Source organism: Blautia marasmi (assembly GCF_900258535.1).
Taxonomy (GTDB): domain Bacteria; phylum Bacillota; class Clostridia; order Lachnospirales; family Lachnospiraceae; genus Blautia; species Blautia hominis.
This window is the reverse complement of the sequence record NZ_OIWX01000001.1, coordinates 3,929,032-3,943,724: the sequence shown is the minus strand read 5'-3', so window position 1 is coordinate 3,943,724 and position 14,693 is coordinate 3,929,032. Positions and strand designations below refer to the sequence as shown.

12 protein-coding genes are annotated in these 14,693 nt (G+C 45.5%); all 12 read right to left on the bottom strand.

Going from position 1 to position 14,693, the window contains the following annotated elements:
- Positions 1–55: 55 nt before the first annotated feature.
- Positions 56–1,024: a type I phosphomannose isomerase catalytic subunit gene (locus C6P39_RS17040; RefSeq protein WP_104804592.1), complete on the bottom strand. Its 969-nt coding sequence runs from the start codon at positions 1,022–1,024 to the stop codon at positions 56–58.
- 13 nt (positions 1,025–1,037) lie between these two features.
- Positions 1,038–2,741: a phospho-sugar mutase gene (locus tag C6P39_RS17035; protein WP_104804591.1), complete on the bottom strand. Its 1,704-nt coding sequence runs from the start codon at positions 2,739–2,741 to the stop codon at positions 1,038–1,040.
- Positions 2,719–3,348 carry a hypothetical protein gene (locus C6P39_RS17030; protein ID WP_104804590.1) on the bottom strand — a complete coding sequence of 210 codons (630 nt, stop codon included), beginning with the start codon at positions 3,346–3,348 and terminating at the stop codon, positions 2,719–2,721. The genes C6P39_RS17035 and C6P39_RS17030 overlap by 23 nt, the downstream gene beginning before the upstream one ends.
- A gap of 7 nt (positions 3,349–3,355) precedes the next feature.
- Positions 3,356–4,537, bottom strand: a complete 1,182-nt coding sequence (locus tag C6P39_RS17025; RefSeq protein WP_104804589.1) for a glycoside hydrolase family 130 protein — start codon at positions 4,535–4,537, stop codon at positions 3,356–3,358.
- Entirely contained in the window at positions 4,527–5,699 is a 1,173-nt protein-coding gene (locus C6P39_RS17020) for an AGE family epimerase/isomerase (protein WP_104804588.1), read from the bottom strand. Before C6P39_RS17020 ends, C6P39_RS17025 begins: the two co-directional genes overlap by 11 nt.
- A gap of 15 nt (positions 5,700–5,714) precedes the next feature.
- Entirely contained in the window at positions 5,715–6,737 is a 1,023-nt protein-coding gene (locus C6P39_RS17015; protein WP_104804587.1) for a glycoside hydrolase family 130 protein, read from the bottom strand.
- A gap of 21 nt (positions 6,738–6,758) precedes the next feature.
- Positions 6,759–7,598, bottom strand: coding sequence for a carbohydrate ABC transporter permease (locus C6P39_RS17010; protein ID WP_104804586.1), 840 nt, complete (start codon positions 7,596–7,598; stop codon positions 6,759–6,761).
- Entirely contained in the window at positions 7,595–8,626 is a 1,032-nt protein-coding gene (locus C6P39_RS17005) for a carbohydrate ABC transporter permease (protein ID WP_104805972.1), read from the bottom strand. Before C6P39_RS17005 ends, C6P39_RS17010 begins: the two co-directional genes overlap by 4 nt.
- 16 nt (positions 8,627–8,642) lie before the next feature.
- On the bottom strand, positions 8,643–10,028 hold the full coding sequence (locus tag C6P39_RS17000) for an ABC transporter substrate-binding protein (protein WP_104804585.1): 1,386 nt from the start codon (positions 10,026–10,028) through the stop codon (positions 8,643–8,645).
- Positions 10,029–10,359: 331 nt separating this feature from the next.
- Positions 10,360–11,358: a LacI family DNA-binding transcriptional regulator gene (locus C6P39_RS16995; protein WP_104804584.1), complete on the bottom strand. Its 999-nt coding sequence runs from the start codon at positions 11,356–11,358 to the stop codon at positions 10,360–10,362.
- Complete coding sequence (locus tag C6P39_RS16990) at positions 11,346–12,371, bottom strand: LacI family DNA-binding transcriptional regulator (RefSeq protein ID WP_104804583.1); 1,026 nt, start codon at positions 12,369–12,371, stop codon at positions 11,346–11,348. The genes C6P39_RS16995 and C6P39_RS16990 overlap by 13 nt, the downstream gene beginning before the upstream one ends.
- Positions 12,372–12,383: 12 nt before the next feature.
- Complete coding sequence (locus tag C6P39_RS16985) at positions 12,384–14,588, bottom strand: alpha-galactosidase (RefSeq protein ID WP_104804582.1); 2,205 nt, start codon at positions 14,586–14,588, stop codon at positions 12,384–12,386.
- Positions 14,589–14,693 lie beyond the last annotated feature (105 nt).

The following is a 14,693-nucleotide window of genomic DNA, read 5'->3' as shown; positions in this document are numbered from 1 at the left end:
AAATTCATAAATCAGCCGATGCCGCCGTAAAAAATTCCTAAAATATATACAACAACTATTTACATATTCCCGGAGAGGTTTCTCGTATGGTTGTTATCAGGGCGTCGCTTGTCCCTTCAATTGTATAATTCCCGCTTCCCGCAGATAAAAAAAAGCTGTCACCCTTTTGAAAACTCAGGGAGTCAGCCTGGCAGGAAATCCTTCCCTTTCCGTCCAATATGAGAATACTGGCAAATGATGCCTCTGAAACATTTCCCTCCATTTTTTTCATTACGTTTCCATCCAGATTCAATCTGTCTACCGTAAAATAATCACAGTCTGCCACATGGGGATAACTGCTCCTGTCTCTCATGATCGGCACCCGTTTTGTAACAGCCAGGGCCTTTTCAATGTGCAGATCCCGTTTTTTTCCGTCTTTTCCCACTCTTCCATAGTCATACACACGGTATGTCACATTGGAATTTTGCTGGATCTCCGCTATGAGTATATCCTTCCCAATGGCGTGTATGGTACCGGATTCAATAAAAAGCACATCCCCCTTCTGCACCCGGACCGCATGAAGCACCTCCGGCAGGGTATCCTCTTTGATCCGCCTTGTAAATTCCTCTTTACTGATTTCTCTTTGAAATCCATAATACAGAAAAGCATCCTTTCCCGCATCCATCACATACCACATTTCTGTTTTTCCATACTGTCCTTCATTCTCCAGGGCAAACTGATCATCCGGATGAACCTGTATGGATAAGTTGTCCCTGGCATCAATAAATTTTATCAGAATAGGAAAATCCCCAAATCGGCTGCAATGTGTTCCCAGCACCTCTCTTCCTTCCGCTTCAATATATTGGGGCAGTGTCTTCCCTTTATAGCTGCCGTTTGTTATAACGGAAGGCCCGTCGGGATGGCAGGATAATTCCCATGTCTCTGCCAGCACATTACCGGCAGACTCTTTTTTGTACTCCTCTATCAGCCTATGTCCACCCCAGAGATAGTCTTTCCCACTGGGTTTCAGTTTTAAAACACTCATTCCTGACACTCCTTCATCCCTGTTCTGCCATTTCCTCTACTGACTGTTTCATATGGCGCAGTCTTTCTTTTGCCTCTTTCTCGTCACTGCCGCGGACACCTATATAAAATTTGATCTTCGGCTCCGTCCCTGAAGGGCGGATACAGCACCACGCGTCATCCTCCAATTCAAAATACAACACATCTGACACAGGAAGTCCTGTGACTTCCTCTCCCTCCCTGTAATCACAAAAGCCTATGACTGCTGCTCCTCCAATGTCTTTTGGAACCTCCCCTCGGATCCGTTCCATCATATCTGCGATTTTCTTCGTACCTTCCCGGCCCTTTAACGTCACCGTGACAAGAGTTTCCTTATAATGACCATATGTATCAAAAAGCAGTCTCATCTGATCACAAAGTGTCCGGTTTCGGGATCTGCACCAGGCAGCCACCTCACACAGAGCCATCACTGCGGCCACCGCATCTTTATCCCTTGCATGAGTGCCCACAAGACAGCCATAACTCTCCTCATATCCAAAAACATACTCATGTTCATGATCTTCCTCAAAGAATTTAATCTGTTCCCCGATATATTTAAATCCGGTCAACGTTTTGATCAATTCCATATGATATGCTTCCGCGATTTTCCCGGCCATCCTGCCTGATACGATGGTTGTCACCACCGCACCGTTTTCAGGCAATGTCCCCATGGCTTTTCTCTGGGAGAGGATATATTCCAGGATCAATGCACCTGTCATATTTCCCGTGAAGCTTACATACTCTCCTGTCCGGCTGTCCCTTGCATAGACACCCAGCCGGTCCGCGTCAGGGTCCGTGGCGAGTACAAGATCCGCCTCCACCTTTTCTGCCAGTTTCAGCGCCAGTTCAAAGGCATGCCTGTCCTCCGGATTTGGATACGTCACCGTGGAGAAGTCCTTGTCGGGAAGTTCCTGTTCTTTCACCACATAAACCTGTGTAAACCCCAGCTCTTTCAGCACCATTCTGACCGGAATATTTCCGGTTCCGTGAAGAGGTGTGTACACAATCTTCAGTCTGTCCGCTTCTTGACCAATGATCTCCGGATGAATGATCAGCTTTTTCAGCGCCTGCCTGTACAGATCGTCCATTTCCGGAGGAATCACTTCATATAAACCGGCTGTCTTTGCCTCCTGCCGGGTCATGTTCTTTACCTGGGTATGGTCTGTGATCGCATTCACTTCCCCGATAATTTCTTTATCCCGGGGATACGTGATCTGAGCGCCGTCTTCCCAGTACACCTTATATCCATTATATTCCGGAGGGTTGTGGCTGGCCGTCACAACAATCCCGGCTGCACATCCAAGCGTTCTCAGGGCAAAAGACAACATTGGGGTGGGGCGGAGGGAAGAAAATATATATGCCTTAATCCCATTGGCTGCCAGGCAGAGAGCTGCTTCCTCAGCAAATTCCGGAGACATATTTCTGGAGTCAAAGGCTATGGCCACGCCTTTTCCCTCTTTTCCCTCTCTGACGATATAGTTTGCTAACCCCTGGGTGGCTTTGCGCACAGTATAAATATTCATGCGGTTTGTCCCTGCGCCAATGATTCCCCGCAGTCCTCCCGTCCCAAATTCCAAATCCCGGTAGAAGCGCTCTTCGATTTCTTTATGGTCCCCGGCTATCTTCTGCAGTTCTTCCCTTATTTCCCCGTCAAAATAGGGATCTGTCAGCCAGGATTCATACCTTTGTCTCGCATCCATTACACAGACTCTCCTTGTTCATATATTTTACGAATTTTTCGCATATGGTTTTATGTTTTCCGTTATCCGGGAATGCCAGCAGCAATCCGTCCCTCAGGATCAGGGCTGTCTTCCTCCCTCCATCCCCGTATACGGGAAAACTGCCGGTCTCCATATCATCCAAGGGGTAAAAATCCCCTCCCATTTCTTTTAAGTATTGATAAAAGCTTTCCGGTATGATCACAGCATCCAGCTCTTCATTCTGCCATTTGAAAAAGAACTTCTCATAAGAGCTTTCATTGGCAGATTCCAGCTTCACATCACCATAAGAAAAGACGTAATCCGAATCAATTACAATCTCCCCTTCCGAAATGCCCAGGTTCTGTGAAAAGGCATCCGCAAGCTTTCTGTCCCGCGCCGAATCTATCTCCTGATTGACCATCACACAGGTAAACACCGGCCTTACTTTTGCCAGCACAGTAAAATGAAATACTCCAAAGACAAGGAGAACTGCCGCACAGATTCCGCACAGGATATGATACCAGTAATATGACTTGATATAAGACGCCGCTTCCTTTCTATCCATCCCCTTCATATTCTCTTTCAGGTCCGCAAAATACCTTTTCATTTTTCCGTCACTCCTTTTTAAGAGCTGCCAATCGTTCCAGATTGCCCCGGATCATTTCATTCCTCTGTCTGACACAATCCGCTGAGCGGAGCGGATCTTTCGGTGCCAAAAACAAATACTCCTCCAGCCTATCTATGGTAGTGACCGCCACATGCATTCTTGTATCACAGGATGCATAGTAGATATACACATCTCCATTTTCCCTGGCAATCGCCCCATTTGTGAATACCACATTGGAGACATCTCCCACCCGCTCTCTGCCCAGAGGCACCAAAAATGCGCCGGAAGGTTCTGCGATCACTTTGGACGGGTCCTTTAAATCCGTGCCGAAGGCGTAGAGTACATAGCGCAGCCCGGCTGCTGTATTTCTCACACCATGAGCAATATGGATCCAACACTTTCTGCCTTTAATGGGCGGCGCACCGGCTCCGTTTTTTGCCTCTGTGAGCGTGTGATAAATCCTCCTGCTGATAATCTTTTCCTCACCGATCACGGCGTGCTCAATGTCATCGCACAAACCGAATCCAATCCCTCCGCCGCTTCCTGTTTCGATAAATCCATCCATAGGTCTTGTATAAAATGCATATTTGCCGTCTACAAATTCCGGATGGAGAGACACGTTGCGCTGCTGAGGAGATTCCATAGTCTTCAGGTTATCCAGTCTCTCCCAGACCACCAGATCTTTTGTGCGCACGATTCCCGCTTCCGCCACTGCTGCATACAGATCCGGATTCCCTTTATCCTTACTCTCTGAACAGAAAATCCCATATATCCAGCCATCCTCATGTTTTGTAAGCCGCATATCATATACATTTGTCTCCTGATGGCAGGTATCCGGCAAAGTCACCGGATAATCCCAAAAATGAAACCCATCAATTCCCGTATCACTCTGTGCAACGGCAAAAAAGGATTTTCTGTCATTTCCCTCCACGCGTACTACAAGATAATATTTTCCATTAAGATAAATAGCACCCGAATTCATTACCGCATTGATTCCCAAAACCTCCATAAAATGAGGATTTTTCTCCTCATCAAGGTCATACCTCCAGTGTACCGGGGCAAAGTCCCTGGTAAGCACCGGATATAGGTATCGGTCATAGATTCCATTATAAAAATCAGCCTTCTGGTTTTTTCTGGATACCAGATTGTCTACCTTTGCCTTTTCTATGTAATATTGGCTATGAAGCATTTGACATCCTCCTTATGACTTCCATACACATTCTTCCGTTATGGTAAGGACATTTCCACGGTTCTACGATCGGTTTGGGCAGGGGCACATGATTTTCATCCACCGCCCAGAACCATTCGGAATGCTCTCTGGGATCTATGATATAGTCCTTGATATAATTCCAGATATCCTCCGCCGCTTCCAGGTATTCCACATGCTCCGGAGCTTTTTCATATCCGTTCACAAATCCTACAATAGCTTCCGCCTGTACCCACCACACTCTGGTGGTATCTATCACTCCATTCTCAGCCTCGTTCACCAGTGAGTGGTCTCTGTAAGCCCTCTCATAGATGTTCCCGGTAATCTCTGCTGTGATGGGATACAGTCTCTCGCTCCACTCCCTGTCACCCAACACCTCCAATCCCCTGTCGATGAGCCATGCAGCCTCAATATCATGGCCGTAAGAATACAGGTCGATCAGACTGTTCCAGGTACGGTCAAAGAATACCTCCTGCCGTCCTTTAGCCGGATCATATACTTTATCCGCGATCAGACCAAGTATAAACCGAAGCTGCTTTGCCGCCTCCTTTTTACCGGTGATCCGGTAAAATTCTGTGTAAGCCTCAAATACATGCAGCAGGGTATTCATAGTCTTCTCCGCAAGGATTCCATTCTCAGACAGCTTGTCATTCTTTCTTGGTTCAAACCGGATATTGAACGCCTCCAGGTAGCCGTACTCATCTCTGCATCTATTCTCCACGATCCCAAACAATTCCTCCGCAAGCTCCAAAGCCTCTTTTTCCCTTGAAGCTTCATAATAGGAAGAAAGGGCATAGATGGCAAACGCCTGGTTATATGTATGTTTGGTGGTATCTTCCGGCATACCGTCAGCAGTGACAGACCAGAATACACCGCCGTTCTCTCTGTCAACACAGTGCTCCCTCATAAACTCCCATGCATGCCGGGCATGTTCCAGAAGATGTTCCTCCCCCAGGAGCAGATAGGCATTGGAGAACATCCACAGAATGCGGCTGTTAAGGATACAGCCCTTCACCGCCAGCGGGTCTGTCCTCACATTATGATCCATGAATCCATAATACCCGCCATTTTCTGTATCCCGTAAATTCTCCCAAAAAGGAATCAGTTTTTCAATCAAATGGTTTTTAATCTCTGCCACAAACATCTCATTTCCCGCCTTTTATCTTCTGCCAATCTCTGTATCGTTTTCCCTGACCACACTATGGTCTTTGATATAGGAAACCACCTCATCTGCCGTTGTAAATGCAAGCCCTACATAAGAGTCAGCTGCTCCATAGTAGATGGCGATCTTTCCTGTCCTGGAATCGTGGATGGTAGCACAGGGAAATGTGACATTTGGTACAAATCCCCGTTCTTCATACCATTCTTCCGGGGTGAGCAGAAAGTTTTCACACCGGTATTTTACAATAGAGGGATTGTCAATGTCTAAAATGGCACCCCCGATGCTATACACATATCCGTTGCAGGTCCCTGATACTCCGTGATAAAACAGAAGCCACCCCTGGTTTGTCTCAATAGGAGCTGCACCCCCGCCAATCTTCAGGGATTCCCACCATTCACTGCTCTTGCCCATTACATGACGGTGTTTTCCCCAGTAAACCAGATCACGGCTCTCTGACACGAAAATATCACCGAAAGGTGTATGGCCGCTGTCACTTGGCCTGGACAGCATCATAAAATTCCCGTTAATTTTTCTGGGAAATAATACTGCATTTCTGTTGAAAGGAAGGAACGGATTTTCAATTCTTGTAAAAACCTTAAAATCCTCCGTCTTCGCCATACCGATAGCCGCACCGTAGAAATCCTGGCACCAGATGATATAATACACATCATCCACTTTTACCAGCCGCGGGTCATAAGCATATCCCGGCATAAACTCTTTCCCTTCCCCATCTACAAATCGAATCTTTTCTTTTTCAAGATCCCAGTGGATCCCATCTTCACTTTTTCCCAGATAAATGTAAGGAATCCCGTTGATCTGTTCTCCTCGGAATACCCCGATAAACGCGCCCTTATAGGGAATGACCGCACTGTTGAAGATACGTGCCACACCTTCCACGGGATTTCTTCCGATAACCGGATTATCCCGGTATCTCCATAAAGGCATTGCGGACTGGGACTTTGGCCGCTCCTGCCAGGGTACATTAGGCACCTCTGCACCTATTATCTTCACTTCACTCATACGCTTTTCCTCTAACTTTCTTTAACCTTTCACGGCTCCCGCCGCCATTCCACTGTATACTTGTTTCTGGAATATCAAAAATAATATCAATATAGGGATGATCGTGATCAACACGCCCGCACAGATATAGTTGTACTGGTTTCCGTAAGGCCCTGTAAAAGTATAAAGGGCCGTGGAAATGGTCTTTAATTCCGGTGCCTGCAGATACAGATTGGATGCATAATATTCGTTATAGACACCCACGCCCTTTAGCACAAGAGACGTTACTATGGCCGGTTTTAAGAGCGGGAAGAGGATCTTAAAGAACACCCCAAAATAAGTACATCCATCCATGATCGCCGACTCGTCCAGAGACACCGGCAGATTTTCAAAAAACTGCAGGAATATGTATATGGAAATAATGTCCGTTCCCATAAGCACTATCATATAACCGTAGAGGTGATTGATAAGGCCTAATGCATACATGATCTGATAGATCGTAACCTGCATGGCAATTCCGGGAAGTAATGCGGCAAACATAAACAGATTCTCAATCAGCCTTCTGCCAGGAAAGCGAAACCGGTTCAGTACATACGCAAGCATAGCTCCAATAAAAACAGATACCGTCAGCACAACAAGCAGCACTATGGTTGTATTCAAAAATCCCCGCAGCATATTTGCCTTCTCAAAAGCGATCCGGAAATTTTCAAACAGCAGTTGATCCGGAAGCTCCAGCACAGATGTGGATGCATATTCCTCATTACTCTTAAATGAGGTGATGATGCACACACAGACCGGGATCAGCGTCACGGCTGAAAAGACTGCCAGTGACAGATACTTTACAATTGAGAAGAGGATAGAACCCAGCTTTACCTGCTTCATGATGATACACCTCCCCTGGCTGCCTTTTTTTCCATCCCAGCCATTTTCTTCTCTCTGCGTTTCCTGCGGCGGACCGCTTCCCTGGATTCATCATCTGTCCCATTGTCAAAAGCATATTTAAAAAATACTTTCTGCGCGATCGTACATAATACAATAATTGCCAGCAGGACGATCGCCATGGCGCAGGCCAGGCCCACTTTTTGATTCTCATGGGCGATCCGGTTCATGATCACGAAATATGTCCCGGTCCCCATGGTGCCGTTCGTGATAACATATGGCGGCTCAAACGCACTCAGGGAGCCGCTGATGGAAAGGATCAGATTCAAAACGATGATAGATTTGATACTGGGCATGATAATGTAGCGGAACTGATGCCACTTGTTGGCCCCATCCAGGGAGGCCGCCTCATACAAATCCGTATCCACAGACATCATAGCCCCTAAAAACAGTATCATGTTCTGTCCTGTATACCTCCACACAGAGGTTGCCGCCAGCGAGATATTATTGATCCCCGTATCCTGCAGCCAGTATGGGATATTATCTATATTCATTCCGAACATCTGAAGGATGGAATCCAGTACAAATCCTCTGGCATAAAAAAATTTAAAGATAAAACCAACGGCAATACCACAGATCAGATACGGAAAAAAGATCGCTCCCTTAAAAAAGGATGCACCTTTTACCTTAAACACCATCATGGTGGCAAAGAACAGTGCCAAAGCAAGCTGTACCACCGCACCGCCCATATAATACAGGCTGACAGCCAAGGAGCCAAATATTTCCTTCCGTTTAAACACTTCTATATAGTTGTCCAGTCCCACAAAGGTACGGGAACCTATGTACTTCATCTTATAAAAACTGAATTGAAACATTTTCCCGAAGGGGATATAAGTAAACACAAGAAGCAGTGTCAGCGGAACGATCAGAAACAAGATGATCACAAGCCATCTCTGTCCGTCCCGGCTTTTTATCCACTCACCAAAATTTTTTTTACGTTTTACGGCCTTTGCCGTTTTCCCTTTACCCATAATATGCTCCCTATTGTCAAGGCAGGATTTCCACACCAAGTGTTTCCTGGGCTGCTGACCATTTTGCGTTCCACTCCTCCATCAATTGATCCAGAGTCTTTGTTCCATAAAGAGCCGCCTCCAGGATCTCGCAGTCCGGATAGTCATCATTGTTGATCCCTACTTCACTCTCCGTATTTACATCATCAAATAGATCTTCTTCCCCATCCTTTGCCGGGTTGTTCGGAAGTAATTCCACTCCTTCAAAATCAGCCAGTGCCTCCGGAAGTTTACCGCTTTTCAGAGCCGGAATGCTTCCCTCAAAATCATAGATCTCAGATTCTTCGATCAGCCATTTCAGATATAACATGGCTGCGATCTGGTTGTCCTTTTCTGCCTGATTGTTGATGCCAAAGGAATAATTACCGCCGGAACCTGCATATCTCTTGCCGTCCACAGTAATTGGAAATGGCATATACCCCACATCATCAGGGGTGTCTCCAGCTTGTTTACACTGCTCTACCGCCCAGGAGCCAAGCACCATAGCTGCAATATCGCCTTTGTTGATCGCACCCTTTGAGGATTCCCAGTCAGAGCTTGCCGGATCCTCTTCTACCAGCTTACGTGCCACAGATTCATACAAGGTATAATATACGGCATAAGGCCCTGTCATATCTCCTCTGTCGGAAAATGGATCCTTCATATGGGGTAAGTTCACCATCTTAAAATCAGGGTCACCGGTTGCGGCTACTGTAATATAATCATCCCAGGCTCCCATGGGCCAACCTGCCGAAAAGTTTGTGTACAGCGGAACGGCATTGGTATTGTCTTTGATCTTCTGAAGATCCTCCAGAAATTCATCCGGTGTTGCCGGCAGTTTTTCAATTCCCGCCTCCTTCCAAATCCTCTTGTTATAGACCACACCGCTGGCTGTTCCGCCATTGGCGATGCCGTATACTGTTTTATCAAAAGATTTATCCGGAATAAAATTATATATCTGATCTAATGTTTCAAAATCACCCAGAGGAGTAAAATATGTAGATAATTCACTTTTTGCCACTGATGTAGGAATGAATGCCAAATCCCCCCAGTCCCCTGTAGTCAGACGGAGATTCATAGATTCCTCATAATCCGTGATCCCTTCATATGTCACCTTAATATTGGGATACAATTCCATGAATTCTTCCGCATATCCCTTATACACAGTGTCCACCACATCGGTTCTGTTTGTCAGCACTTTAATATCTGCTTTCAGATCCTTGTAATCCTCCCCTACTTTGATCTGGTCAATGGTGGGTATCTCTGCACCGGATCCCGGCTCCTGTTTTTTTCCACTGCCATTATCCCCACATGCCGCCAGAGACAATACCAACGCAGATACCAGCGTTATCCCTATTGTTTTGTTGATCACTTTTTTCTTCATTTCAATTCCTCCCTTTATGCGAGATTAATTTTTCGCTTTAAGATAAATATTTTTTTAATTATCTTTAAGTTGTTTTAATCCTATCATTAATCATTTTTAATTTCAACCCTTTTAAGCAAATCCTTAACTTTTCTACATTTTGCACATTTTATCTGAGCTAATTTTGTCTATTTCCTCTTATTTATTCTTCTTTTTTACTATTTTCCTTTACTTAAACCATTTTTTAATTTGCTTAATTTTTCATCTTGTTTTTGCTTAATCAAATTCCTTTAAACACAAAAAAATCCTGGTCCCTGAAAAATCAGGACACCAGGATTCTCTTTCCCTATTTTTATATTATTCTTTTTACGCTGCTCCTCTCCACCACAACACTGTCTATATGAGACACCCCATATCTATGGTCATCCCCTCTTAGTTTGGCCATGAGGATTTTCACCGCGCTGCTGGCCATCTTCTCCATATTCACATTATAGGTAGTAAGTTCCTCCGCAAAGGAATGGCCATACAGATAATTGTCATATGCCACTATTGAAACATCTTCCGGTACCCTGTATTGGTTTTCCATCAATGTATCGTAAAGCAGACTTGCCGTATAATCCGAATTACACACAAATGCTGTGGGCATCTTTCGGGGAAGTTCCAGCTTCAGCATATCTCCGCTGTAATTCTCACGGTCCTTAAGGAGCCACTCCTGCCGGTACTGGCAGCCATACTCTCCCAGAGCCTTCCTGAACCCGAAATACCGGTCCATAATATTTTCATTGGCTTCAATGGACCCCACAAAACCAATATCACGGTGTCCCCGCTCAATCAGATATCTCGTCACCTTATAGGAGCCCAGATAATTTTCCGAAACCACAGCATCGCAGGGAAGATCTTTATATTGGAAATCAAGCAATACCACAGGTATCCCTGATGTCTCTATGAGCTTAAGCACATAATCATGCCTCATCCAACCGATAATGAGCAAACCGTCTGCTGCTTTTTCAAGCACCATCTGAGGCATCTCCCCCTTGGCTTCTTTCTCTTTATCCACAATTTCGATCATGGTGGTTCCAAGCTTTTTTGCTGCCAGAAACGCCACATGCTGATACATTTCCCAATAAAAGGATGCACCGATCTCTACATATTTATCTAACACCAGCGCTCCAATCCGGAATTTCTTTTCCTCCTCACTTTGGCCCCGCCGGTATCCGAGTTCTTCTGCCTTCTGCACGATCTTCTCTCTGAGACTGTCACTGACGCCCTTTTTCCCGGACAGTGCGTTGGAAACCGTCACCGTACTGATATTCAATTCTTTTGCGATATCACCCAGTCTTACATCTGCCATTTATACCGGCCCCCTTTTCTAACCGTGTCCCCTTCTATCAGTCTTCCTTCTATAATGTGTATCCCCCCTGCCTTTTTCCCCTCTATTCTGCGGAAAAGAAGACCAACACTGGCCTGCGCTATCCTTTTCTCATCATTTTCATAGGTGGTCAGGAGCAAACCTGCAGATGTCTGGGGGTGGAAATTATCAAATCCCGTTACTCCCACATCATCCGGAACAGAAATCCCTCTTTGCTGAAGTTTATCAATCAGTATCTTGGCAATTTTGTCACAATTGCATACAAAAACCTCCGGAAGCTCTTGGGGGACCTCAACGTCCAATCTGTAATATCCCTTAGTCTCTCTGTCGCTGATCACTTTGCCCTGCTGATCTGACAGTTTGTTTCTCTCAAGAGCTTTGCAGTAGCCCATATACCGGTCCATAATATTTCTCGTAGCCAGTGGATTTCCCACAAACTGAAAAGAACGATATCCTGCCCTCACCAGCATCTCCACCATCTCTTCCATACCACCGTAACCATCTGTCAGAACATAATCCATCCTCTCGTCCACGTCATAATAATCCACACAAACGAGGGGAACCCTGCAGGTATTCTTCAGCATTTCAATATACTTATCCGAGAGCTGACCGATCACGATCACGCCGTCCACCGAAACATCCGAAAAGGCTCCCCCCGCTGCGCACTCTTCTTTTTTCTCATCCACCACTTCCAGGACTGTAATACTCCCCCTTCTGGTGGTCTCCTGAGCCACTCGTTTATAAACGTCCATATAGAAAGAAGGAAATTCCTTGATATATCTCTCCGCTACGATAACACCCACGCGATATGCTTTCTTCTTCTGCTTCTCTTCCTTTTTGATCTCATATCCAAGTTCTGAAGCTTTATTAAAGATCTTCTCCCTGGTGGCATCGCTGACACCCTTTTTTCCATTCAGTGCATTGGATACCGTAACAACACTGATCCCCAATGCCCTGGATATGTCCTCCAATTTCACTTCTTTTTTCTGCCCCATCCTCGTTCTCCTTTATCCGTCACAGACAGGCTCACCATCCGGCTCATTAATTTCGATCTGTTCACTTCTGAAATCTCCCTGCCTTGATTCTATTTTAATTCCTGCATTCATGAGAATATTGCCCGTATAAATTTTCCCTCTTACCTCATATTTCCTGTCCGGCTCCAGACCTTTTAATCTCAGAAACCTGCTCTTCGCATTTGGTTTTGCCAGCACACACACATAAGAAACAAGCGCCCAGCATTTATCCTTGCTCACTGTCATCCAGCAGTCCTCTTCCCCTGTTTCCGAAAAAGAACACAGTCTGTAATAATCTCCCTCTGCAATCAGTTTATGATACCTGTGATAAGAGGCTGTCTGGTGTCTCACCATTTCCTTTTCTTCCTCTGAAAGTTTCGTGATATCAAGCTCATATCCAAAGGTTCCTGCCATAGCCACATTGCCCCGGGTCTCAAAAGGCGTATTTCTTCCCACGGTATGATTTGGGCACACACTCACATGGGCCCCCATACACGACAGAGGATATACAAGGGCGGTGCCTTCCTGTATCTTCAGCCTCTCTATGGCATCTGTATCATCGGAGCACCATATCTGCGGACTGTAATAAAGCATTCCCGGATCAAATCTGGCACCTCCGCCGGAACAATTTTCAAGAAGAAGATCAGGAAATTCCCGTACCAGGCGTTCCTGCATCTGATACACACCCAGCATATATCTGTGGAAAAGTTCTCCCTGCCTGTCAGGGGGAAGGCAGACACTTCCCATGGTGGTAAGCTGGCGGTTCATGTCCCATTTCACATAGGAAATATCCGCGCTTTTCAACACATTTTCCATCATTTTATAAACCGCATCCACCACTTCCTGTCTGGACAGGTCCAGAACATACTGTGCCCGGCTCTGGGTAATGTGGCGGCCGGGTATCTGAATGGCCCAGTCCGGATGTTTCTTAAACAGATCGGAATCCGGTGAAATCATCTCCGGCTCAAACCAGATTCCAAATTTCATCCCTGTTTTCTTCACTTCCTCCACAAGATGATGCAGGCCGCCTTTTAGCTTCTCCTCGTTTACCTGCCAGTCCCCCAGAGAACTGTCATCACTGCTTCTGTGCCCAAACCAGCCGTCATCCATAACCAGCATCTCTATCCCAAGCTGAGATGCCTCCCTGGCAATATCTATTAACTTCTTTTCATCAAAATCAAAATAAGTGGCTTCCCAGTTATTAATGAGAATCGGCCTTTCTCTATGGAGATAAGGACTTCTGATCAAATGGTCTCTGTAAAGGTCATGGAAAGTACGAGTCATCTTACCCAATCCTTCTGAGGAGTATACCATGACCACTTCCGGTGCCGTAAAATATTTTCCCGGATCCAGTTTCCAGGTAAATCCTTCCGGATGAATTCCCATGGTCAGGCGAACAGAATCAAACTGACTTTTCTCTGCCTGAGCCATAAAATTCCCGGAGTATACAAAATTCATTGCGTAAACCTCTCCCGCCTCCTGGGTGGTATCCGATGTCACAAGAGCTGCAAAAGGATGTTCCTGATGACTGGATTCCCCTTTGAATGAGCTGATATTCTGCCGTCCATATCCCAGCGGCCGGCGCTGCAGATGCCGCTCCCTCGCCCAGGAACCAAACAGGCCGATCATCTCAAAATCCCTGTCTTCCATATCCAGACATGCGCTGAATACTTTTTCCAGATATACACTTTGATGACCATTATTTTTCACGATCACCGACCTGGTAACTGCATCCAGCTGCTCAAATACAGTATACCGAAGACACACTTCTAAATCAAGCAGTGTATCAACACAGAAAATATTAAGGGTGGTGCACTCCTCATCGCTTCCCCATGTGGCAGGCAGGCCTTCAAGCCCGGGCTTTCCCTTCAGGATCTCATACCTGTCATATTTTAACTCACTGGCCCTGAATCCTTCCATATTCCTGACGCAAAAAGCAGATTCCCTGTAATCTCCCATCCCCGTCTCCGGATACTCCATGGGAAGCTGGTCCAAAAAGGCATTTTCTTCCCTCTTATTCTTTTCGGGAATATAAGGTGGGTCTTCTTCTTTTAACAAATATCGTATATCAGATGTATTTAGTCTCTTACCATAATAAATATGTGCCAGAAATCCATCATCCACAACTCCTATGGCATATGTAGTCTTTGGGGTATTCAGCAAAAACACTTTTTCTTTTTCATTTACATTAACAGGCATAGTCTCCTCCGCTCTTAACTGATAAATAGTTTTTTAAGTTTATTTTAATCTTTTTTCCTTTAATGTCAACATATTTTTAAGTTATTTTAAAGAAAATGAGAAAAG